The 22,779-nt window shown below is 37.5% G+C and carries 19 protein-coding genes; 11 read left to right on the forward strand and 8 right to left on the reverse strand.

Annotated features, from left to right (window positions below; all coding sequences use genetic code 11):
* Positions 1-31: 31 nt before the first annotated feature.
* From IEV57_RS01825 to IEV57_RS01845, 5 genes are read left to right on the forward strand one after another with little or no spacing between them, the layout of a single operon-like run.
* Complete coding sequence (locus IEV57_RS01825) at positions 32-1,168, forward strand: hypothetical protein (protein WP_188439020.1); 1,137 nt, start codon at positions 32-34, stop codon at positions 1,166-1,168.
* The gene (locus tag IEV57_RS01830) at positions 1,165-2,469 is read left to right on the forward strand and encodes a carboxypeptidase-like regulatory domain-containing protein (protein WP_188439022.1); all 1,305 of its coding nucleotides are present in this window, start codon (positions 1,165-1,167) and stop codon (positions 2,467-2,469) included. Before IEV57_RS01825 ends, IEV57_RS01830 begins: the two co-directional genes overlap by 4 nt.
* Positions 2,470-2,479: 10 nt before the next feature.
* A complete protein-coding gene (locus IEV57_RS01835; protein WP_188439024.1) occupies positions 2,480-3,874 on the forward strand; it encodes a TlpA family protein disulfide reductase in 1,395 nt (464 codons plus the stop codon).
* Between the two features lie 54 nt (positions 3,875-3,928).
* Positions 3,929-4,954 (forward strand): DUF4934 domain-containing protein, encoded by a 1,026-nt coding sequence (locus tag IEV57_RS01840; protein ID WP_188439026.1) that lies wholly within the window; start codon positions 3,929-3,931, stop codon positions 4,952-4,954.
* A gap of 19 nt (positions 4,955-4,973) precedes the next feature.
* Positions 4,974-6,107 carry a DUF4221 family protein gene (locus IEV57_RS01845; RefSeq protein WP_188439028.1) on the forward strand — a complete coding sequence of 378 codons (1,134 nt, stop codon included), beginning with the start codon at positions 4,974-4,976 and terminating at the stop codon, positions 6,105-6,107.
* 5 nt (positions 6,108-6,112) lie between these two features.
* On the opposite strand, the gene IEV57_RS01850 is transcribed toward IEV57_RS01845, so the two are convergent.
* Together IEV57_RS01850 and IEV57_RS01855 are read right to left on the reverse strand one after the other, a co-directional pair.
* Positions 6,113-6,574 carry a YehS family protein gene (locus IEV57_RS01850; protein ID WP_188439030.1) on the reverse strand — a complete coding sequence of 154 codons (462 nt, stop codon included), beginning with the start codon at positions 6,572-6,574 and terminating at the stop codon, positions 6,113-6,115.
* A 156-nt stretch (positions 6,575-6,730) separates the two neighbouring features.
* Positions 6,731-7,462: an SIMPL domain-containing protein gene (locus IEV57_RS01855; RefSeq protein ID WP_188439031.1), complete on the reverse strand. Its 732-nt coding sequence runs from the start codon at positions 7,460-7,462 to the stop codon at positions 6,731-6,733.
* A gap of 134 nt (positions 7,463-7,596) precedes the next feature.
* Between IEV57_RS01855 and IEV57_RS01860 the strand changes: the two genes are divergently transcribed.
* A complete protein-coding gene (locus tag IEV57_RS01860; RefSeq protein WP_188439033.1) occupies positions 7,597-8,019 on the forward strand; it encodes a secondary thiamine-phosphate synthase enzyme YjbQ in 423 nt (140 codons plus the stop codon).
* On the opposite strand, the gene IEV57_RS19330 is transcribed toward IEV57_RS01860, so the two are convergent.
* Positions 8,020-8,274: a hypothetical protein gene (locus tag IEV57_RS19330; protein WP_229744205.1), complete on the reverse strand. Its 255-nt coding sequence runs from the start codon at positions 8,272-8,274 to the stop codon at positions 8,020-8,022.
* Positions 8,275-8,370: 96 nt separating this feature from the next.
* Complete coding sequence (locus IEV57_RS01865) at positions 8,371-10,425, reverse strand: alpha-L-rhamnosidase-related protein (RefSeq protein ID WP_229744206.1); 2,055 nt, start codon at positions 10,423-10,425, stop codon at positions 8,371-8,373.
* A 292-nt stretch (positions 10,426-10,717) separates the two neighbouring features.
* On the opposite strand from IEV57_RS01865, the gene IEV57_RS01870 reads away from it, so the two are divergent.
* Positions 10,718-11,674: a Fic family protein gene (locus IEV57_RS01870; RefSeq protein WP_188439035.1), complete on the forward strand. Its 957-nt coding sequence runs from the start codon at positions 10,718-10,720 to the stop codon at positions 11,672-11,674.
* A 19-nt stretch (positions 11,675-11,693) separates the two neighbouring features.
* On the opposite strand, the gene IEV57_RS01875 is transcribed toward IEV57_RS01870, so the two are convergent.
* Positions 11,694-12,275, reverse strand: a complete 582-nt coding sequence (locus IEV57_RS01875; RefSeq protein WP_188439037.1) for a hypothetical protein — start codon at positions 12,273-12,275, stop codon at positions 11,694-11,696.
* A 127-nt stretch (positions 12,276-12,402) separates the two neighbouring features.
* Between IEV57_RS01875 and IEV57_RS01880 the strand changes: the two genes are divergently transcribed.
* On the forward strand, positions 12,403-13,827 hold the full coding sequence (locus tag IEV57_RS01880; protein WP_188439039.1) for a DASH family cryptochrome: 1,425 nt from the start codon (positions 12,403-12,405) through the stop codon (positions 13,825-13,827).
* A gap of 140 nt (positions 13,828-13,967) precedes the next feature.
* Here the strand turns inward: IEV57_RS01880 and IEV57_RS01885 are convergent, their stop codons facing one another.
* Positions 13,968-14,726: an alpha/beta fold hydrolase gene (locus tag IEV57_RS01885; protein WP_188439041.1), complete on the reverse strand. Its 759-nt coding sequence runs from the start codon at positions 14,724-14,726 to the stop codon at positions 13,968-13,970.
* A 66-nt stretch (positions 14,727-14,792) separates the two neighbouring features.
* Positions 14,793-16,709, reverse strand: a complete 1,917-nt coding sequence (dxs, locus tag IEV57_RS01890; RefSeq protein ID WP_188439043.1) for a 1-deoxy-D-xylulose-5-phosphate synthase — start codon at positions 16,707-16,709, stop codon at positions 14,793-14,795.
* Positions 16,710-16,896: 187 nt separating this feature from the next.
* Between dxs and IEV57_RS01895 the strand changes: the two genes are divergently transcribed.
* The 3 genes from IEV57_RS01895 to IEV57_RS01905 are packed head-to-tail and all read left to right on the forward strand — an operon-like array spanning position 16,897 to position 21,197.
* Positions 16,897-17,646, forward strand: a complete 750-nt coding sequence (locus IEV57_RS01895; RefSeq protein WP_188439045.1) for a segregation and condensation protein A — start codon at positions 16,897-16,899, stop codon at positions 17,644-17,646.
* Positions 17,647-17,649: 3 nt separating this feature from the next.
* A complete protein-coding gene (locus IEV57_RS01900) occupies positions 17,650-18,705 on the forward strand; it encodes a lysylphosphatidylglycerol synthase transmembrane domain-containing protein (RefSeq protein WP_188439047.1) in 1,056 nt (351 codons plus the stop codon).
* Between the two features lie 23 nt (positions 18,706-18,728).
* Complete coding sequence (locus tag IEV57_RS01905) at positions 18,729-21,197, forward strand: bifunctional UDP-N-acetylmuramoyl-tripeptide:D-alanyl-D-alanine ligase/alanine racemase (protein WP_188439049.1); 2,469 nt, start codon at positions 18,729-18,731, stop codon at positions 21,195-21,197.
* A 342-nt stretch (positions 21,198-21,539) separates the two neighbouring features.
* Here IEV57_RS01905 and IEV57_RS01910 read toward each other — a convergent pair whose 3' ends face one another.
* Entirely contained in the window at positions 21,540-22,739 is a 1,200-nt protein-coding gene (locus tag IEV57_RS01910) for an MFS transporter (protein ID WP_188439051.1), read from the reverse strand.
* Between the last annotated feature and the right edge of the window lie 40 nt (positions 22,740-22,779).

The raw sequence follows: 22,779 nt of genomic DNA on the forward strand, positions 1-22,779 counted from the left end.
AAACACATCTAAAACGAAACCACCTATCCAAATGAACAGAAAATTGCTTCTTGCATTTCTCCTATCTGCTTCTACCTTATTTTCTTGTAGTAAAAAGGAGTCAGATACTTCACAAAGTGATGGGGTTTATAGTTTGGTGAAAATTGATTCTTTTAAAGTGAGTCGTGAGAATAAAATCAGGATACTAGATTTTCAGGAGTCTAGAGAATCATTTTTAGGTTATGATGCGATCAGGGAAGAGTTTCTTTTGCTTAATAAAGAAGGGGAAGTTTTAGAGCATGTAAAAAGAGTAGGTGAAGGGCCAAATGAATATAAAACTAACCTAATAGCGGCTTCATTTGATCGGGATAATTTGGGATATTATTTGTTGAGTTCTCAAGAATTCATTCACTATGATTATTCATGGAGAATTATTGATAGAACTATTTTTTCTTCTTATTACACCGTAAATCTATATTCTGGACCTCGTACTAAGGTTCCTTATTTTACAAAAGAAGGAGATTCAGGAATTCGATTCTTTAGTAGCTTTTTTTCAAATGTAGGAGTTCATAGGTTTGATCTCAAAGATAACTTGGATGAGCAGAAGCTTATAGAATATTACGATACCAATTCAGAGGAAATCAAATGGGCTATGAATTTAGACTTGGATTTCTTCAGTCCATCAGAACTTGATCAACAATATTTTAGTCCTATTCAGATTTATCATCTTGATCAAAAGGAAAACCTGCTTTATTTAACATTCAGAAACAGTAACCTGCTTGGAATCTATGATTTGAATGATGATTTCAAATTGCTTAAGAAAGTTAACTTGGAGCATTCTTCATTTTTAAAAACCAATCAGGCTAGAAATGTCTCCTTAAATAAGCTTGGAAATGGTCAGCTGATGTTGCTTTACTTTTCCGGGAAATCAGAAGGAGATATTCAAATCGAAACAGAAAAAAATCCAAACTATTTAGCCTATCAAGATCCAAGTTGTTATCGATTTATGATTATTGACAGCAATAGTGAAGAAATGATTGAAATTCCATTTCCAAAAGGTGTAGAGCCACATTCGGAAATTTTAAACTTTGGAAAAGATTCCATTTTATTAAGAGATCAAGAAAGTCCTAATGTTGAGCAAGACTTTTCCAATTACTCCATTTTTAAACTAAACTTTGTAACTCCATGAACCATATCAAACTACTCTCCTTCCTACTTTTTGTTTTTATTTTCTTCTGGAATGAAGTAGATGCGCAAGGAGTAAAAGAAGTTCAAGTTACTGGAGTAATTCAAGATTCAAAAAGTGAAGTACCACTGGTAAATGCATTTATTTATCTCAAAAATCATTCTGAATTCAATGTTTTGTCGGATCTAAATGGTGAGTTTGTGCTTTCTTATCCGAAATTATTTCAAACGGACACCCTTGTGATATCACTTCTTGGCTATCAAAAGAAACAACTTCTGCTGGAGAGTTTAAAAGAAAATAACAATCAAATATCCCTAAACCAAGTTGATCTCAGCCTTCAAGAGATTGTGGTTCAACCTGATGAATCTTTGTTTGAGGAGTTTTTTGCCAAGGTGATCAAAAATATTCCCAATAACTACCCAACAAAAAAACATCAGTTCAATGCTTTCTACAGAAGGGTTTCTACAGATTACAATGAATACACTAAATTGGTGGAGGCAGCTGTTTTGATTGAGGACTATGATTACAAAAGGGATATCGATGATTCGAAAATAAAAATTGAAGCGCTTAGACAAAGTGATGAGTTGGGGGATATTGATTCTGTTTTAATTCAATCTTTTCAGAGGATGGGTGAAAATATTGCCAAACAAGTCGAAAGGATGAGGGCAAAATCTATGATTAATGAAGGTTTCGAAAGTAATTTTATCAGAAAAGCTCGTTCCTCTTCTTCAGTTTTTTCAGAGGAGTATTACAAATCTTGGTTTCTGGGCTCAAGCAGATTTCCTGTTTATCAAAGGTTAGTTGGTACAGAAATTCGTGGTCAGGACACTATATTCCATATTGCCTTTGGTAATACAGATCCTCCCACAGGAGATAGTTTTATCAAGATCAATAGTAGAAATTATGCAATAGAGGAATTCCAAATGACTCCTAATGAATCTTGGAATAAATCCTTCTATGTTCAATATTATTTGAAGTATAAGGAAATAGAGGGAGTATATTATCCAGAGAAAGTTGAATATAGAATGATGCGCTTTATCAATAGAGATATTGGAAGTCAACAGGTCGATATACATACCTTTTGGTTTGATGATGTACAAACGGAAAACCTACAAAAGATTCGTCCACGCGATGTATTGGATAGAGATCTTCGGATAGAAACTAGGAGTTTTGACTACGATAAAGATTTTTGGGAAAGGTATAAATTGATCAAAAAGCATCCTCTTGATCCATCAATTAAAAAAAGTCTTGAGCGTTTCAAAAGCTTAGAAAAACAATTCGAAGAAAATTCAAAAAATAGATAACTTATACACTATGGTAAGAATTCCGAGCTTTGTTTTTCTGATGTTTTTTATAGCTTTTTGGTCTTGTGGGTCTAAGGAAATTGAGGGGAACGATCATTTGGAAATCGAAGCTGTATATTTTATGATCGAGGACAGTCTGACACTCGACTATCTTCACTATCAAAATGCAGGGTTGAAATATGTGGAAAATGAGCTATTTGTAGAATCACTCTTTTTATCAAGCGATAATTTCTCTTTTCATTTCCCAACTGCAAACCCAACTTTAGAAATCAATTACAGGGATAATTCGTCTATCGATTTTTCTTATTTGTTCCAAAAAGGAGATTCAGTATTGATTAAGGTAAAAGATAAAATGCCTTGGTTTGAAGTAGTGAACCGCAAGACGAAAGCGCATGAAATTAATTTTGAATCCTTAAGAAACAAAGCGCTATTTCAATCCCGATATACAGGGTATCAAGATTTCTATTTGATCTGGAATATGAGTAAAGGAAATCCAATGGTTGACTTCAGTGAAGATTTGAATGCTGCCAAATCGAAGGCACTTGATAAACTTTCATTGGAAAAAGCATGGTTGGATTCTTTGCTTCATCTTGAAGCTATTCCGGAAAAAGCAGCAGACTATTTTATGAACAAAACTGAATTTGAACGAAATAAGCTCGCCTTGTTCGATCCAAAAAAAGATTCACTTTCTTTGGATGATTTATCTAAAGTGATTTTAGAAATCCCTGATTACAGCAACCTTTATCAAATTGAATTTGCGGATTTGGTGCTTGACAGGTTGGATAGTTTTTCGGATGAAAAGGTGGATTTGGATGATGCGTTCAAGGGTGAATTTGGAAAGTTTTTGCTATTTAAGTATTTGGAAAGGCAGATATTCAGACTTTCTTTTGAAGAGAGTGAGCAATTGATCGGTCGATATAAAGATGAGGTAAAGCCTTCATGGTTTTCGATTTTGGAAGAAAATGCTCGGTCAACAAAATCATTGATACCTGATATCCAATTGGAAGATGAAGCTGGTAATACTTTCGAATTTGAAGATTTGCTTGCTCAAAAAAGAGGAAAGTATTTATACATTGATTTTTGGGCTGCTTGGTGTATTCCCTGCATCAGGTCATTTCCGGCTTCACTTGCCTTAAATGAAAAATACAATGACTTAGAAGTCCTTTATCTATCCATAGATGAAAACAAAAATTTATGGAAAGATGCAATTCAAAAGTATGATATCAATATTCAGAATCAGAGCTTTCTGATTAAAAATAAGGAAGAATCAGTTTTTTTAAAAGGGATACAATTACAATCGATCCCTCGCTATCTGATTTTTGATCGAGAAGGCAACTTTATTCACCCGAATGCGCCAAAGCCAGATAAAACCGAAGATTTGAAGAAAATATTTAAATTTCAATAAGTATAGATGGGAATAGGGAAACCATACTTTAAATGTCAAATATGTGTTTGGTTAATGCTATTGATTGGCTGCAGTCAAAGTCATACAGGAGATTTAAGGGTTATTGAAGTTGGGCTTAAAAAAGTCACTGATTTGCATTTATCTGATGTATCCAGAGAAATCAATGTAATTGCTTTAGAAACTTCTGAAGTATCTTATATCAACTCCATATATGATTTATTTCAATATGATGATAGGCTATACATTCAAGTTTCCAGTCAGAAAGTATTGATATTCGACTTGGAGGGTAATTTCATTCAGGAACTTGGTAATCGGGGTGAGGGTCCTGGGGAGCATCAATATATCAAGTCTATTACAGTAGATAAGAAAATCAAAGAAATCTATTTGACAAGTACCAAGAAAGTTTTGGTTTTTTCAAAAACTCATGAATTTCTAAGAGAAAAATTATTAAAAAACACTTGGGATTACCTCTATTTTTCGAATGAAAAAAGATACACCGTTGAGCAGAAATATGGAGTGCCGAATGAGCTGGGTTATGTTAACTATACCAGTTTATATGAACTTAATTCAGAGCTATCAATCATCGATACGCTGTCAGTGAGAGCCGTTCAACTCAATGCAAACTCTGCTTCATCTTATCCATTCAATCATTATCTTTCATCAGTCGATCATGATTTATTTTATTATGCATCAGTCCTCACCAACGAGGAATTTCTGAGAGATACCTTATATCAAATTAAAGAAAGTGAAGCTATTCCTTACTTAAAACTAGATTTTGGCAAATTGATACTGAATGAAAAAGGCATTAAATCAACCTGGATTTATAATATTGTCCATTCGAAGTCATACATCATTTGTGAATATTCAAATTTAGGTGACAAAATGTTTTTCTTATATGATAAAAAGGAATCAAAAGGATATAATATGAAGGAAGGGCTGCTTGATTCAGAAGGTGATCCAATAGTATTAAGACCTTATGATTTATCCAATGATATGTTTTATTATATTAAAAAGTCTGCTTACACGAACCTATCGACTGAGGAGGAAAATCCGTTAATAGGAATTGTTTATTTGAAATAATCACAAACTTTAAAACTCCATGAACCACATCAAACTACTCTTATTCCTACTTTTAATTATCCTCTACTCTTGCGGGCAAAAAGGTACTGATGATTTAAAGCAGACCTTTTCCTATCAATTGGATACAGTTCTGATTGACTCCAAAGGGAAAAACCTGGATCTGAATAGGAATATTACCAATTCGGATTTAAACGTAGAAGAAAGTACAATCTACTTGTTCAATAGTTTTGATCACTCAATTGATGAAATCAACTTGGATCAGCTAGAATATGTACAAAGCATTCCTTTAGAAAAAGAAGGTCCGAATGGCACGAGTTCTATTTTTTATATCTATTCGTTGAATGACGAATTATTTTTTATCAAAGGGTATGAAAAATCTGGAGTTTTCGATAAAAATGGAAGGCTCTTAAAAAATGCACAATGGTCTAAGGTGAAAAATGGTGATGGTTTTCAAACGCTCAAAAATGAGTTGGTTTTGGAATATAGCGACTCTATGAAGGTTTTTGGGATTGCTTATGGTTTAGAAAGAAGTATTTATCTCGATGTTTTGTCCACCAAGAATCTTACAAAAAAGCGATTTGACATTGATCTTGAAAAAGCATATCAAAACAATGTTTTGGAACTTGATGATTCTGGAATATATATCTTTTTAGAACCAGAGCTTCATCTTAATGCTGAAAACGGTCTTGCACTTGTCAGCCATGGTTTTACCAATGAAATCTATATTTTCAATGCAGCAGGAGAGTTTGTGAAAAAAGTCAGCTACGAGCCAACTTTGACACCTAAAAGTGTCAAGCAGATTGATAAGAATGGGATCGTATCAAGAGAGATTTTAGAAAATACTTATCAGGGTTTCTTGGAGCAAGTCAAATTTGGTGCGCCGGTTTGGGACAAATTAAACAAAAGATATCTGCGCTTATCTGCCCAAAGAGTTTTTACAGATACCAAAGCTGAGAATGCTTTCTTGCCACAAACAAAAAAGTATAAGATATTCCTGACGGTTTTTGATGAAGATTTTAACCTGATCTCAGAAGGGGAAGTTCCAGAGTTCAACTCAGAAAGCGTGAAGTACTTTGCAAAAGACGGTAAGCTTTGGTACTTTACTAATGTGGATGATGAGTTGGGGTTTGTTATACTTAACTTAGAAAATTAATTTCCTCAAACTGGCCTAAATTTCTCCTGCAAACCCCTCAAAAAATTCCTTAAAACTTGATCCTTGCAAGGTCTGTATTGGCTTTGTTCTGGTTTTCTAAAAAGGGCGCTGAGCTCATGCTTGCCAAACCTAAATCCGATCAAGTCCAAAGTGTCCAGAATATCTTCATCTTTCATATTCATGGCAATTTTCAGTTTTCTGAAAACCGTGTTGTTGTTTAAGCTTTTTTCAGGCAAAGGTTGCTCACCATCTTTTTTACCTCTTTTCTTAATTATCAAGCCATTTAAAAATGCTGCTAAGTCTTTGTCATAAATGGGCTTACTTTCAGGATCATCATCTTTTTTCAGCCAATCGCTTACTTCAGATCTTCCAATCTCTAGCGTTCCTAACCCAAAGATTGAAATCATTTCGTCATCAGAGAAGTCAAAAGTATAGCGCAAGCTTCGGAGGATATCGTTGTTGGTCATGTTTGTTTTTGATTTTGGTATTCTAATACAAAAGAACACAATATTTTTATCAAGGAATAATTGGTGAACTTCGTGATAACCTTTGTGCTCCTCGTAGTTTATTCTTTAAAGTGTTTTTTACCACCAAGAACACTGAGGCTCAAGGGATTTTAAGATTTACTTTACGCGGTAACTCAATCTCATCGTGATTGAAGCTGTTTTTTCTTTTGAACTTGTATTGAAAGTTCCGCCCCAAGAGTAGTCTTCAGAGGAATTTTGTCCTGTGATTTGAAATATTCCCATATTGGCAGAGATCAATTTTCCTAATTTGGAGCCTGAGTTTTCAGCGATTCGTTCTGCCCTGAGACGAGCATCTTCTGTCGCTTTGGAGATCATTTCTATTTTGAGGCTCTCTAGTTTTGTGTAATAATAGCGTGGAGCCTGAGAATAGAATTTGACACCCTGCAGCAGCAGTTCTGTGATTTCCCTGGAAATTTGCTCTACTTTATCCACATCATTGGATTCAATTTGAATGGATTGGTTCAGCTGATATCCCAAAAATGTCTGACCCATGTAATTGCCATTGTTGTTATAATTTTGCTGGTATTGAGGATTTGTGTTCACAGCTTTGAAAATGATTTGATCTTTTGGAATTCCTTTTCCAATCAAATAATCAGTGACTGCTTTTCGATCTTTTTCCAAATCAGCATAAGCATCTTTGATCTCGAAACTTTCTCTACTGAAGTTTCCTTCCCATACGACCAAATCGGATGAGAAATTTTGTTCTCCCAGTCCGGTCACATCCACTGTTCCGGATTTTTTGTTCCTATTGACAATGGAATTGCCCAAGATTGCGGCTGAAATGACAATTGCTAAAGCAAAAATACCGGCTGTGAGGTGCTTTTTCATTTTTTGTTGTTTTTCAAATTTATAGATAAAATACGGTTTTAAGTACGAGCCGTAGCTTTGCTTTTTCTTTTTCTTTTATAATTTTAAAAATGTATTCCTCAATTGAATCAAAATTTATAAGATAAGTAGCTACAATGAAATTATTTCAAAACGAAATTCGGCTAAAAAGCTTTCCAAGGGGTTATCATTTGATTACAGAAATTGTGGAAAATAAGATTCCAGAAATCAGTCAGATTCAAACAGGAATGCTTCAGATATTTATCAAACATACTTCAGCAGGATTGACTATCAATGAGAATGCTGATCCGACTGTCAGAAAAGACTTTGAAACCTTTGTTAATGAGCTTGTTCCGGAAACTTATCCACGATTTATCCACACTTATGAAGGCTCAGATGATATGCCTGCGCACTTGAAAAGCAGTATTTTAGGAAATAGTCTGCAAATACCGATAACTGGTGGAAAACTTAACCTTGGAACTTGGCAAGGGATTTATCTCTGCGAATTCAGAGACCATGGAGGGCCTAGGAAACTGGTTTTGACTGCTTTTGGAGTGTGATTAAAGTGTTAATGTTAGAGAAATAGATTTGCCAGAGCTTGAGATAACTTTATTTTCAACGGTTTCTATTTCATTGTTGTTTAGTTTCAAAGATTTAAATTGATAAAATGAAGGGTCAAAGTGAATTTCCCAATCCCCATTTTCTTGTGTGATCTCTATCTCAATTTCATTTCCTTCCTTTTTGAATTTCATTGAAATGCTGTTGTCGGATATGATCACATTTTCGATCTTGGCTTCATTCCAAGCACTTGGCATTTGAGGTTTAATGTGGATAACTTTCTTTGAGGCATCCGGCTTGATCCCGAAGAACTGTGTTACGACTGGTACGGCATAGCTATACAGATTCCAAGCTTACGCCATCATTCCATAGTCAGGAGAGACTTCATAAATTGAACCTGGCAATGCAAAACCAAATGAGCGGGTCATCCGCTTTAAATAGTCTAAGGCCTTATCGGGTCTTCCGTAATTGTTCTCAGCGATAGCTTGCACGCCCGTTGGCAAAGTCATCACTGCTCCTGTATAAGAGAAGACCTTGCTGCCTTCAAACTTCCCGTCTTCGGATTCAGATGCTTCATCTCTATCTATTCCTGTCACAAATACGCCAAATGGGTTGACGAATTTTGATCCTTTGTCTAAAGCTTTAATGGCTTTTTCTTCTTCGGCAATTCCCATTTCCATGGGTGTGTTGACAACCCAGTTGTGAAAAAGGACGAAGCCTTGCTTTTTATTGCGAGGATATGTGGATAACTTCCTTTTAGTAGCTTTCAATTCTTCCACAGCCCAAGGTTTATTTAAGGTATCAGCTCTTACAATTGCAGCATCGATCAATTTCAAAGCTTCCGAAGTAGTGCCTATAAAATCGGCATACGAATTGAATTCTTCAACCCAAAATTCTTCGTTGATCTTTTCTTTCAGTAAATCAGCGGTTTGTTGATAACTTTTGGCTTGTTCTGCATCACCGATAACCTTGGCCATTTTTGCGGCATCAGCAAAAGCTTTTTGCGTGTAAACAGCCACATCAATCATCTCGGATTCTAATCCGTGAATTTCCATCATGCCATACCCATCAGGGAAAAGATTTCCATCCTTGTCCTTTTCTTCCATTAGCCATTTCAGCCCTTTCTTGATAAAGGGATAATACTTTCCTAAAAATTCCCTATCTCCAGTCCATTGATATACCCACCAAATCAGAGAGGTAAACTGTGGCGTTTCATTGATATTTCCTGGATTGAAAATCACACCATTTGTACTGACTTCATGAATCACTTGACCGTTGCCGTTTGATTCAGAGAGTTTGTGGATAAGTTCGATCGTACGATAAACCAAGTCTTTTCTTCCAGTAGCTATCGCTCCTTTTAAGGTGTATTCATTGTCCACACCAAACCACCAAGGATAATCCGGCATCCCCGCGCCAAGCCCTCGACCTACTTCAGGCACATCTCTCACCAACCATTCGGTGTTATATTTCACCCACTCAAAAGCTTCCTGCAATTCCTTATCGGGAATAGTTAACTTTGACATGGAAGCGATTCTTTCATAATGCTTGATTTTGTCCTTCAAGTAAGTCTCATAGTGTTGCGCCAAAAGGTCATAGGTTTTTTCAACATTTTGCTGAGAAGTATAAGAACCTGCTATGAAAACCTTGAATGTCTTTTCTTCTTTCGATTTTAAGGATATTTTGTATTTTAGATTGGCAGAAGTTCCTTTTCCCTGTGGTGTGTAGTTACAGTTCGGATCAGCCGCTTCTGATTGTATTGCTATTTCATTTGAACCAAAAAGTACATGCCATTCATTGGATTGATCTTTTCCCCGCCAAGCTTGCCTAATTTCATCGAAAACCAGGTTATCCACATCATCAATCATCCCCACTCTTTCACCTAGCCATGCCGGTATCAAATCAGTATAGCCCGAAAAATTAAAATCAAAAGTCTGCTTTTGATCACTCTTATTTGTAAAAGTGTATTCTATGATGACGCCTTCTATTGCATCAGGAACAAATTGAAACCTTGAGATTTCTAAATCTGGGATGGTTGTTTCAAAGACATGCTTGTTTCCAAATGGGAAATTAACAAACTGATCAGCGCGATCTAGACAATAAGAACTTCCATCTAATTGGACCGAGTTTGTAAACCCATCCATCAGTTTGATTGGATGATTCCAAATCCCACCCATTTCACCTTCGACATGCCATCCTAAATCCGGGAAAGTTCCATTTTGATGCCCTACCATATAGACACGGTCACCTGCGGAAACAAAAGGAGAGTTGAGATATTCTTTTTTTCCGATCAACTGAGGACTATCAGCAATAAGATTTTGTAAATTAGTTTGAGGTGGTTCGGATTTGCATCCAAAAACAAGAAGGGCTAAAAAAGCAAAGTAGAGGTGATCTAGGGTAAATTTATTCATAGCAAAAGATATAAGACTTGATAATAAATGTAAGTCTTATACCTTAATTATCATACTTTATCACTCCACCTTTACAGCTCGATAACAAGATTTTTGTGGTTGAATTTATGATTGGCAAATTGATTGAGCTTATTATGCTTGCTGTTTTTTGGATTTTTTTCCAATGTAATGCATGTTTTTTATTGCTCAGGAAGATACATTTCATGGTATTTAACTTTGGTTATATGTAAAATATCGGATAAAATAAAAATAGACCTTACCGATTTTAAAATAAAAATTGTAACTTTGAAGCATGAAATACGATTTTAATATAGGGCAGCTGAGCGAAAACACCTTGCAATTGATGCAATCTGTGCACAATAAAAAGCAAAGATTGGATGTGTTTGGTCCTATTCCTCATGCTTTGCTGGCCAATATTAGAGAAAACCTGAATATAGAATGGACCTATAATTCCAATCATATTGAAGGGAATACACTCACCTTACAAGAGACCCGTATGGTGCTTGAAGATGGGATTACCGTGGGTGGCAAATCTTTGAACGAGCATCTTGAGATTGTAAACCACAGAGAGGCCATAAACTATGTAGAGTCTTTGGTATCATCAGATTATAAACTTACTGAAAGAGACATTTTGGATGTGCACGAATTGGTGCTCAATAAAATCCAAAAGGACTTTGCTGGAAGATTTCGTACGGCTGGTGTTCGTATTGGAGGGGCTAATTTTATACCGCCCAATGCGCTAAAAGTGCCCGATTTGATTACCGAATTGATTGACTGGGAGAATACTTGTACGATGGATATTCTTGAAAAAGTCGCCTTATTTCACCATCGGTTTGTGTGGGTTCATCCTTTTTTTGATGGCAATGGCCGCACGGTTCGCTTGATAATGAATTTACTGCTAATGAAAGAAGGGTTTCCTCCTGCGGTGATTTTAGGTGTGGACAGAAAGCGCTATTACCAAGCTTTGAATCTGGCCAACACAGGTAATTTTGATAAGCTGACGTTTCTGATTGCGCAAGCTATAGACAGATCGCTTACCATTTATTTAAACAGTTTGGAGGATACCACTGGTGATTTTGATGCGATTTCTAATATTGTCAGAGAGTCGGATGTACCTTATGGTCAGGAGTACATCAGCTTGTTGGCACGTCAAGGAAAAATAGAAGCCTATAAAGAGGGTCGTGTATGGTACACCTCCAAAAAGTCTGTTGAAAATTATCTAAAAGGCAAAAAAGGGAAGAAATCTTAAATCTTCCCTTTTTTTATAATTAATCTTCCCATCCCCAAGGGGTCGGAGGTGTTTCTACCTCTTTGGTTAGATCAAATTTAACTGTGATAGGAGAGTTGTTATTGATTCTTCGAAGGTTATAAGTAAAGGAAGTGTCATCCAAAGTTATCCACCAAATATTAGTAGCTGCATAAGGAATCAAATCCGTAGTTTCTTGATCTGCTGGGAAAAATTGAACTTTAGCCATTCCTGTATTGCTGCTCAATCCTCCATACTGAGTTACTCTGTCTTCAGTTCCATCCTCGTGTCTATGGTCATGCTTGAGTTTGATCAAGTTTCCTTCTTCCATTGTCAATACCCAAGTTCGAGAGTGGTCGTCACCAACGTGAAACGGAACAGTGATCTTTCCATCTTCGCAAGTCCTCACATGCATGACTAGTTTTTTTCCATAGAATTGATCATTTTCTGAGGCATTTAGCATCTCGCCTTCAAATGATTTACCGCAATGCTTGGATAGATTTTCCCAGAAAGCTAATGATCCAGGGCCTTCAGGTGCTGCTGTTCTTTGAGCCTGAACATGCAGGCTGATCAACATTAAAAATAGGATAAGAAGATTTTTCATTCTTTTTTTGATTTTGTACAATTGATTTGTGTGATATCTTTTGAGTTAATTACTTATAAGTTTACAATAAGGTTAAAATTCTTGATAATGCACAAACACTTTATATAAACAGGCAGTTGTTTTATCGATGAAGTACAAGCGTTTATTAGTTTGGTTTAGAAATGACTTAAGGCTGCATGATCATGCAGCCTTATTTTCCGCTGTTGAAAAATCGGAAGAAGTTATTCCTGTTTATTGTTTTGATCCTAGAATGTTCAGAGAAACCCATCTAGGGTTTGTTAAAACTGGAAATCACAGGGCAAAATTCTTACTTCAAGCAGTGGAAAACTTGAAGAGAAATCTTCAGAACGTGGGTTCGAACTTATTGATATTGCATGGTAAGCCAGAGGATTTAATTCCACAAGTGGCAAAAGAACTTGGTGTGCAAGCCATATATTTTTCTGAAGAAGTTACCGCAGAAGAAAAAGCTGTTGAAAGCGCATTAGAAAATGCAGCTTATAAATTGGGGGTTGAGACGGCTTCATTTTGGCAAAGCACCTTATTTAATTTGGAAGATTTGCCATTTCCTGTCAATCAAACTCCTGAAGTTTTTACACAGTTCAGAAAGGAATGTGAGAAATTTTCAAAAGTGAGAAAGGCTTTTCCTGCTCCGAAAATTATCAAGTCACCAACAATAGAATGGGGAGACTTCCCTGCTCTTTCAAAATATGGTTTGGAGAACCCTGCCATTTCATCTCAAGCTGTGATGGTGTTCGAAGGTGGAGAGGATGAAGGAATCAGGCGACTCCAAACTTACTTTTGGAAAAATGACTGCTTAAAAACGTATAAAGAAACTAGAAATGGTCTTTTGGGCGCGGACTACAGCAGTAAATTTTCTCCCTGGATGGCTTTAGGATGTCTATCGCCTAGATATATCTTTGAAGAGGTTAAGAAATACGAAAAAGAAATAAAGAAAAATCAGTCTACTTATTGGTTGATTTTTGAGTTGATTTGGAGAGACTACTTCAGGTTTATTGCTAAAAAGCATGGAAACAAGATTTTCCAAGTGTCCGGAATCAAAAACACTGTGGATAACTGGAATAGAAGTGAGCGGCTTTTTCAAAAATGGACTGATGGTAATACCGGTATTCCTTTTATTGATGCAAACATGCGGGAGCTTAATGCCTCTGGTTTTATGTCAAACAGAGGTAGACAGATTGTAGCTTCTTTTCTAGTGAATGATTTGAATATCGATTGGAGATGGGGTGCAGCGTATTTTGAGAGTCAGTTGATAGATTATGATGTTTGTTCCAATTGGGGAAATTGGATGTACGTTGCTGGAGTTGGTAATGATCCTAGAGAGAATAGGTATTTCAACATCCTTAAGCAAGCGCACAATTATGATAGAAAAGGAGAGTATATTCGACATTGGATACCAGAACTTGATCCGATTCAGGGATTTGACATCCATCAGCCTTTCGAGTTATCCACAAAGCAGTTGAAGGAATCTGGAATTTCCCTAGGAGGTACTTATCCACATCCGATGATCAAGATACCTAAGTCCTTCCTTTAGGATAGAACGCTGATGACGCAGATTTAGCGGATAGTCACGGATTAAGAAAGCTTAGTGAGTCTTATATTAGTAACAGTGGTACGATAGATTAAAATTAGAGGGATCTTATGCATCAGCGTTAATATGCAAAATCAGCGTTATCAGCGTTCCATCAAAAAAGCTTTAACTATCTCCAAACATTTATTTTTCTCTTCAAACATCCCCATGTGACCAACTCCTTCTAATTCATGGTAGGCAGTAACAAAAGCTGCATGTTCTTTGCTTGCCTCTATTTTTATAGCAGGATCTAAGGTGCCGACGATCATCAGTTTTGCGCCTCCAAAAGTTTTCCACACTTCAAATCTGTCTTTTCGGTCTCGCATGGCTTCGATGTATACGATGACAGTTTTCTTGGCTGTCTTTTTTCCGTATTGAATCAAGGTAGCGATTTCTTCCTCCAATCGTTCTTGATGCTGAACAGCAAACAAAGGAGGTACAAAAGATTCTATGAACTTTTCCACACCATGTTTTTTGATAAATGTGATGGTTTTGTTTCGGGTGTGCTTTTTTTCTTGGTCATCAGCAAACGCTGTGGAATGAAACAATCCAATACCTCTAAGCTCCGAACCCATCAACTTCGCCATAGCCAAAGCAACATAACCTCCAAGAGAATGGCCTATGATAATCGGCTTTTGGATTTTTTGTTCTTCCATCCATTCATGAAGGGTAACTGCTACTTCTTCAAGATTCAATTGTGAAGAGCTTAATAAAGACTCACCAAAACCAGGCAAATCAAGACAATAAACAGTGTGGCTTTCTGAAAGTTGTACGGAAAAAGTTTTCCACATTTCCTTCGTTTCACAAAATCCATGAAGTAGGATGATTGGCTTTCCAGCGCCTTGTTTGGTAAAAGAGATCATAATGTAAAAATAAAAAAAGCCTTGCTGAATTTACAGCAAGGCTTCTACTAAAATATCAATCTAATATTATCTTCTAACCTGTACTTCAACCAGTTCCCTTACAGCATCTGCAATTCCTTCTGGATCAAAGCCACATTCTCTGTGAAGCTCAATTTGCTCACCATGTTCTACGATGGTATCTGGAATACCTAATCTCTTAACCTGAGAAGTGTAACCATGGTCTGTCATCCATTCCACGACCGCAGAACCAAATCCTCCCATCAATGCTCCATCTTCTACAGTGATCACTTTCTTGAATTTTCCAAAAACTTCATGCAATAAGTCTGCATCCAATGGCTTCACAAATCTCATATCATAATGCGCTGGATTTATACCTTCTTCTGCAAGTTTCTCTGTTGCTTCTACGGCGTAATTCCCAATATGTCCTAGCGTCAAAATTGCCACTTCCTCACCTTCTTTAATGATTCTACCTTGACCTATTGGAATTTCACGCATTGGTGTTCTCCATTCAGTCATCACACCTTGACCTCTTGGGTAACGGATAGAGAAAGGACCTTGGTATTGCGTAGCGGTATACATCAGGTTTCTCAACTCTTCTTCATTCATCGGAGCTGTTACGACCATATTTGGAACACATCTGAAAAAGGCAATGTCATAAGCGCCATGATGCGTAGGTCCATCAGCGCCAGCAAAGCCAGCTCTGTCTAAACAGAATACAACTTGCAAATTTTGCAAAGCGACATCATGCACAACTTGATCATAAGCTCGCTGCATGAAGGAACTGTAAATATTACAGAAAGGGATCATTCCCTGAGTAGCCAAACCCGCAGAGAAAGTTACTGCGTGCTGCTCAGCGATTCCGACGTCAAATGCTCGGTCAGGCATTTCCTTCATCATGATATTCAGTGAAGAACCTGAAGGCATTGCTGGGGTGATCCCCATGATTTTATCATTTTCCTTAGCCAACTCTACCAAAGTATGTCCAAATACATCTTGGTATTTTGGTGGTTGTGGTGCCGTAGGAGTTTTTTTATAAATCTCACCAGTTACCTTATCAAACAATCCTGGGGCATGCCAAGTAGTTTTATTTCCATTTTCGGCAGGTGCATAACCTTTTCCTTTTACTGTAACACAGTGAAGGATTTTTGGTCCAGGAATATCTCTCAAATCAGAGAGTACTTCTACCAAATGATTCACATCATGACCATCTACAGGGCCAAAATATCTTAGATTTAAGGATTCAAATAAATTGCTTTGTTTTAAGACAGTAGACTTGATCGCACCTTCTACTTTAGAAATCACTTCTTGAGCAGAAGAGCCAAACTTGCTAAACTTGCCCAACAAATTCCAAACTTCGTCTTTGACCTTATTGTAAGTATGTGAAGTGGTGATGTCTGTCAAATAATCTTTCAATGCACCCACATTTGGGTCGATAGACATGCAATTATCATTCAGAATAATAATCAAATTGGTATCTGAAACACCTGCATGATTCATGGCTTCGAATGCCATCCCACCAGTCATTGATCCATCACCAATCACAGCCACATGTTGCTTCAATTTATCACCCTTATATTTTGAGGCCATGGCCATTCCAAGAGCAGCAGAAATAGAGGTGCTCGAATGACCTACACCAAAAGTATCGTATTCGCTTTCTTTTCTTTTTGGAAAACCAGATAAGCCCCCATAAATCCGGTTTGTGTGAAATTGATTTTTTCGCCCAGTTAAAATTTTGTGTCCATAAGCCTGATGACCGACATCCCACACAAGTTGATCTTCTGGCGTATTCAGTACATAATGAAGTGCAACAGTCAATTCTACTACACCCAAACTTGCACCAAAATGACCACCATAGATAGACACATTATCCACAATAAACTGACGAAGTTCATCACTGATTTGGATAAGCTGATCTTTGGAAAACTTTTTAAGATCGGCTGGGGAGTCGATCTGAGCGAGTAATTTACCTGGGGTAATAATCATTATGTATGTTTTGTTTTATAAAAATAGTAAACTCTGTTACTAAGCTATTGTTTTGAACAAGTCAAGATTCAAGCCAAAGCAAATCTGTAAATAAGCTTTTATCTTAACAGGCGTTTAATTTAGCATTAATTTAGATATCTTTGAATGCTAGTGCACCGCAAAATTAAGATAAAATAAATAGTATCCAGTGAGTTTCGAAATCAAATTACCACTTTTCGAAGGACCGTTCGATTTGATGCTCTTCTTTATTGAAAGAGATGAGTTGGATATCTATGATATTCCTATCTTTAAGATAACGAATGACTTCTTGGAATACCTCCATCATTTGGAAAAAATGGAGATAGAAGTGGCGAGCGAATTTATCCTATTTGCTGCGACTTTGATGAAAATAAAGTCCAAAATGCTGATTCCAAGACCTGAAATCAACGAGCATGGGGAAGAGGTCGATCCAAGAGAGGAGCTGATCAGACATTTGTTGGAATATAAAAAGTATAAATCAGTGATTGGTGATTTGGCTACTTTGGAAGAAAGTCAACTTGCCAAAGAGAAGCGGGGAAATATCTTGTCAGAGCTCAAGCAATTGTCTAAGGTAGATGATGTAGAGGCTGAAATGCAAGACTTAGATTTATACAAATTGCTGAAAGTCTATCAAAAAGTAATGTCAAAATTCGCTGCTAGGACGGATGAAACCATGCATACGGTTGTTCAGTATCCGTATTCCATCGAACAGCAAAAGGATTTTGTTATGGATAAAATAAGCTTTAGAGATAAGGTGCCTTTTACTGAATTCATTTCTTACAAACCAGATAAAATTTTCGTGATTTATACTTTTTTGGCCATTTTGGAACTTCTCCAACTTTCCTTGGTTACAATCAGGATAGGTGAGGGATTTAATAATTTCTGGGTTGAAAAAACAGAGCCGGTTACAATGGCTTAGTGTATGAAGATAGATAATAAGAAAATTTTTGAAACGCTTAATCCTAATAAGATTTGGGTTCCTGTCATTATTGGTTTGGGAATCGTATTTCTTATGTTTTACCTTGACCCGAGTGTCAATGCCAAGACGCTGAGGGGTGTTTTTGATGCTTCTTTTGTAGCGATTTTAGTCGCAATTGTTGTTATTTTCTTTAGAGACTTAGGCTATGTTTATAGAATCAGAGCGGTTACAGATAAGCAACTCACTTGGACACGAGCTATTTATGTCATCATTCTTTGGGAATTTGCTTCAGCAGTTACCCCATCAGTTGTTGGTGGCTCTGCAGTGGCAATTTTTATTTTAAATAAAGAGGGAATCAAGCTTGGGAAAGCCATCGCTTTTGTGATGGTAACAGCAATTTTGGACAATCTCTTCTTTGTCATTGGAGCTCCGATTATCTTGTTTTTTGCTCAAGGAAATATTTTCCCCGAAAGCAGGGTAATGGAAATGAAGCTGGGAAAAAGTCTAGAAATTCTTTTCTGGAGTAGCTACTCTTTGTATGCCATTTATTCGATCGTGATGGCGGCGGCTTTGTTTTATAGGCCACGTGTTTTCAAATGGTTTTTACTGAAATTATATTCTATCAAATGGCTGCTCAAGTGGAAGCATTCAGCCAACGAATACGGAAATCAGATTATTGATGCCTCGAAAGAACTTAAAGGAAAAAAATGGAATTATTGGCTGCCAATCATCGCAGTGACAATTTTTATTTGGAGCTCGAGATATTTGATGCTGAATGCATTGGTGGCAGCTTATGAAACTTTGAGTGTAAGCGAACATGTGATTGTATTTGCAAGACAGGTGATCATGTGGATTGTTATGATGATCTCTCCTACACCTGGAAGTAGTGGTACAGCAGAGTTTTTCTTTGCACAGTTTTTCACAGAATTCTTGACTGGCTATACTTTTGTGACAAGTATCCTTTGGAGAATGCTTTCTTACTATCCATATCTCATTTTAGGAGCGATTTTCCTACCGAGATGGATCAAGCAAGTTTTCTTCAAAAAGAAAGAGGATTAATAAAAAATTCATACTTTGAGTAAATGATCCAATCACTCACCACTGAGGAAATCAGAAAAATAGTCGGTGATCAGCAGGAGGCAAAAGCTGAACCTGTATTGATACACCACGTCATCATCGATTCTAGATCCATGTTGCAGCCCGAGCATACGATATTCGTGGCTTTGAAGGGTGCAAAGTTTGACGGGCATGACTTTATTCCTGAGCTTTTTGAATTGGGTGTAAAATGCTTTTTGGTCAAGGATACTTATAAAATACAAAAGAAATTAGAGGGTAAAATAGAACTGATTTTTGTAAAAGACACCAGAGTAGGGTTGCAGCAAATAGCAGCTTACCAACGCGCTTTATTTGAATCCCCTGTTATTTCCATCACGGGAAGCAATGGGAAAACAATCATTAAAGAATGGCTTGGGCAAGTTTTGGCTCAAAAATATGCAGTAGCCAAAAGTCCAAAAAGTTACAACAGCCAAGTAGGTGTTCCACTTTCCATTTTTGGGATTTCCCCATATCATCAAGTAGCGATTTTAGAAGCTGGAATTTCCAAAGTTGGGGAAATGGAAACCCTTCAGAATATCATTAAGCCTGATATTGGGGTTTTTACAAATATTGGCACTGCGCACGAAGAGGGATTTGCCTCCATGGGTGAAAAACTGAGGGAGAAAGCCAAGCTTTTTGAACATGCGAAATATGTAATATATAGAAAAGAGCATGATCAGATTGCAGAATTTTTAGAGGCGGAATTCGACGCCTCACAACTTATCGCTTGGTCCGATCAACCCGGAGCAGATTATACGCTTACGATTAAGAAAGACCTAGAAAAAACCAAAATCCTATTGATCAAGCCGGATTTTCAGATGTTTACTTTTACGGTTCCTTTTTCTGATGTAGCATCTTTGGAAAACATCCGTCATGTGATCACCACAGCGCTTACTTTGGGCATGCTGCCGAAGGACATTCAATCGGGAATTGATCATCTCAAAACGGTGGACATGCGGCTGACGCTCAAGTCTGGCTACAACGAGACCTTGATCATCGATGATACTTATAACAATGACTTGGCAGGACTGCGATTGGCACTTGATTTTATGGCTGCACAAAGGCCAAAAAACAGGAAAGTCCTGATCCTTTCTGATTTTATGCAGGTAGGTCAGCCCGAGGAAGTCTATCAGGAAGTTGCGCAATTGATCAAGCATTATGGCATTGATTTGTTGATTGGAGTTGGGGAGACGATACAGGTTTTGGAAGGAGAAGTTTCTTGCAGTACCATTTTTTATAAAGACACAGAGGCATTGCTTGAGGAACTTCGGGAAGATAGTTTTGACAGTGATCTGATCTTGGTTACAGGAGCTCGGGTTTATGGATTTGAAAGAATCGTCAACAAATTGCAGCAGCGAATCCATGGGACTACCCTCGAGATCAACCTCAATGCACTAACGCACAATTATAATTTTTACAAAACCAAAGTCCTTCCGCAGACCAAAATCATGGTGATGGTTAAGGCCTTTGCTTATGGCGGTGGAGCGACTGAAATTGCCAACCACTTGCAGCAGTTGCGAGCGGATTATTTGGCTGTCGCCTATACGGATGAAGGTGTCGCCTTGCGGGAAGAAGGAATTGCTTTGCCCATCATGGTGCTCAATCCAGCTCAGGAATCTTTCCATCATTTGCAAAAGCACAATTTAGAACCTGTTGTCTATAGCCCCAATTTTTACAAACAATTAGGAAAATATTGCCGCACGCATCAAACCACGATGAAGATTCATCTTGATCTTGATACAGGGATGCACAGACTGGGATTTGATCAGCAGCAATTGGCAGAGCTTAAGGATTTGACTGCGCAATTCCCTGAGTTGGAAATTGCGAGTCTTTATACCCATTTGGTTGGAGCTGATGAAGCAGTTCATGAAGATTTTTCACTGCATCAATTAGAGCTGTTTTCCAAAATGTGTCAGCAGATTGCAGGATTCATTGGATTTATGCCTATCCGACATGCGCTCAATTCAGCGGGAATTATCCGTTATCCTGCCTATCAATTTGATATGGTCAGGTTAGGAATTGGCTTGTATGGTGTAGAAGTAAATGGGATTTATGATGCTGCGTTAAGACCAATTTCTTCTTTGAAGACAACCATTTCTCAAATCAAAACAGTAGATGCAGGAGAAACCATTGGCTACAGCCGAAAAGGAAGACTAAGCTCCAATGGAAAAATCGCAACAATTGCTATTGGCTATGCAGATGGCTATGACAGGAGATTCAGCAACGGCAAAGGGGCTGTCTTGATCCATGGAAAAAAAGCGCCTATCATCGGCAATGTCTGCATGGATATGTGCATGGTGGACATCTCAGGAATCGATGCCAAAGAAGGCGATGAAGTTATCATATATGGACCTGGCATTTCTCTCAAAGAACTCGCTTCCAATATCGGCACCATTCCCTACGAACTCCTCACTAATATCAGCAGCAGAGTGAAGCGGGTGTATTATTTGGATTGATGAGGATTTTAGATTTTAGAGGGTAGATTTACCTACCGTTAGGCAGGTTTTAGATTTAATCTTACTTCTATAACAACTATAAATTTTTTTCAATTCCTGATCCGAAATTTAGAGGTCTAAATCCAAAATTTTTTCAATATGTATATCTGCTTTATTACCAGTAGCCATTTATAATATTGGTTGCAGTTCATTTCAATCAGCTTTGGACCCTTAGCTGTCAACAGTTGACAGTTATCGGTAAGATTATTTGTGATAAAATCACATGCTGGTGTCCTTGCGGAAAATCATAATTTTTAATGTCGAATGTAAAATGTAGAACTCTAAACGCAGGACTCAATTCACCTAGCCTTTCATTCTCAAAAGGATAACAAATGCAGACAAAATTGTCAGCCCACCAATGGTCAAAATTGACATTTCTATTCCAAAGGCATCTGCTATGATTCCTGTAAGAATCGCTCCTATGGCATAACCCAAGTCTCTCCATAGTCTAAAAACTCCAATGCTATTGGCACGATCTGTTGGATGGGTGTTTTCTGCTACTGTTGCCAAAAATGTAGGATAGACCATCGCAGTACCCCAACCCAAAACAGCAGCTAAAATCAAATAATGCGTCATCGAACTAGCAAAAAGAAAGAATGCAAGTGCAATCCCCTGAAGCATCATCCCAATAAACAACAGGTACTTTTTACTGTACAAGTCAGCCATTTTTCCAGTAAATAGCTGTCCAAATCCCCATACAGCAGGATAGGTCGCAGTGATGATGCCAATTTGCTCAAGATCAAAACCTTTGACAGAAAGTAGAATAGGAAATATTCCCCAAGCCATCCCATCATTGAGGTTGTTGATCAATCCAGCCTGAGTGACCGATCCAAGGTTCGGATGCTTCCAAGTGGTTTCCCAAAAGATGTTCTTCAGTTTGGGAACATCACTGTGTTGGTTTTCGGCCGCAACATGCTTTCGGGTGTCTTTGATGAAGAAAATACTTCCCAACAATCCCAAAACAGCCAATCCAATTCCCAGATAAAATGGATAAGGTCTCAAACCGTATTCTGCAGCAATATATCCTGTAAGAAAAGCCACTACCGCCACGGCCAGATAGCCTGCAAATTCATTCAGCCCCATGGCAAAGCCTCTTTGCTTTTCACCGACTAGGTCAATTTTCATCACCACAGTAGATGACCAAGCAAGACCTTGATTGATTCCCAAAAGTACGTTGGCTGCTACTATCCAATCCCATGAAGGCGCAAACATCAAGATAAAAGGAACAGGCAAACCAAACAGCCAACCAATAACGAGTAAGTTTTTTCTTCCTATTTTATTGGCAAATGCTCCAGCAAAGTAATTCGTAATGGCCTTGACGATTCCGAAAACAATTATAAAGGACAAAATTGCTGTTTTGGCAGCGATGGCAAACTCAACCTCTGCTATCTGTGGAAGAATACTTCGCTCTAGTCCAACCATCCCACCGACAAAAGCATTGATGATGACTAAGAGGGTAAATTGTTTCCAGTTTTCTTTGAGTCCTAATTGTACGCTTTTCATTGAAATTTAATTCTATCTGCAAAAGTGAGTACTTCTTTGA

The organism is Belliella aquatica, assembly GCF_014637795.1.
GTDB classification, from domain to species: domain Bacteria; phylum Bacteroidota; class Bacteroidia; order Cytophagales; family Cyclobacteriaceae; genus Belliella; species Belliella aquatica.

What these genes read in the sequence shown, in the direction of transcription:
- IEV57_RS01885 (WP_188439041.1), bottom strand. Translation starts at nt 14,726, where the DNA reads ATGATCTCTTTTACCAAACAAGGCGCTGGAAAGCCAATCATCCTACTT.
- dxs (WP_188439043.1), bottom strand. Translation starts at nt 16,709, where the DNA reads ATGATTATTACCCCAGGTAAATTACTCGCTCAGATCGACTCCCCAGCC.
- IEV57_RS01835 (WP_188439024.1), top strand. Translation starts at nt 2,480, where the DNA reads ATGGTAAGAATTCCGAGCTTTGTTTTTCTGATGTTTTTTATAGCTTTT.
- IEV57_RS01850 (WP_188439030.1), bottom strand. Translation starts at nt 6,574, where the DNA reads ATGACCAACAACGATATCCTCCGAAGCTTGCGCTATACTTTTGACTTC.
- IEV57_RS01870 (WP_188439035.1), top strand. Translation starts at nt 10,718, where the DNA reads ATGAAATACGATTTTAATATAGGGCAGCTGAGCGAAAACACCTTGCAA.
- IEV57_RS01845 (WP_188439028.1), top strand. Translation starts at nt 4,974, where the DNA reads ATGAACCACATCAAACTACTCTTATTCCTACTTTTAATTATCCTCTAC.
- IEV57_RS01830 (WP_188439022.1), top strand. Translation starts at nt 1,165, where the DNA reads ATGAACCATATCAAACTACTCTCCTTCCTACTTTTTGTTTTTATTTTC.
- IEV57_RS01875 (WP_188439037.1), bottom strand. Translation starts at nt 12,275, where the DNA reads ATGAAAAATCTTCTTATCCTATTTTTAATGTTGATCAGCCTGCATGTT.
- IEV57_RS01855 (WP_188439031.1), bottom strand. Translation starts at nt 7,462, where the DNA reads ATGAAAAAGCACCTCACAGCCGGTATTTTTGCTTTAGCAATTGTCATT.
- IEV57_RS01825 (WP_188439020.1), top strand. Translation starts at nt 32, where the DNA reads ATGAACAGAAAATTGCTTCTTGCATTTCTCCTATCTGCTTCTACCTTA.
- IEV57_RS01840 (WP_188439026.1), top strand. Translation starts at nt 3,929, where the DNA reads ATGCTATTGATTGGCTGCAGTCAAAGTCATACAGGAGATTTAAGGGTT.
- IEV57_RS19330 (WP_229744205.1), bottom strand. Translation starts at nt 8,274, where the DNA reads ATGCCAAGTGCTTGGAATGAAGCCAAGATCGAAAATGTGATCATATCC.
- IEV57_RS01900 (WP_188439047.1), top strand. Translation starts at nt 17,650, where the DNA reads ATGAAGATAGATAATAAGAAAATTTTTGAAACGCTTAATCCTAATAAG.
- IEV57_RS01865 (WP_229744206.1), bottom strand. Translation starts at nt 10,425, where the DNA reads ATGAATAAATTTACCCTAGATCACCTCTACTTTGCTTTTTTAGCCCTT.
- IEV57_RS01905 (WP_188439049.1), top strand. Translation starts at nt 18,729, where the DNA reads ATGATCCAATCACTCACCACTGAGGAAATCAGAAAAATAGTCGGTGAT.
- IEV57_RS01860 (WP_188439033.1), top strand. Translation starts at nt 7,597, where the DNA reads ATGAAATTATTTCAAAACGAAATTCGGCTAAAAAGCTTTCCAAGGGGT.
- IEV57_RS01880 (WP_188439039.1), top strand. Translation starts at nt 12,403, where the DNA reads ATGAAGTACAAGCGTTTATTAGTTTGGTTTAGAAATGACTTAAGGCTG.
- IEV57_RS01910 (WP_188439051.1), bottom strand. Translation starts at nt 22,739, where the DNA reads ATGAAAAGCGTACAATTAGGACTCAAAGAAAACTGGAAACAATTTACC.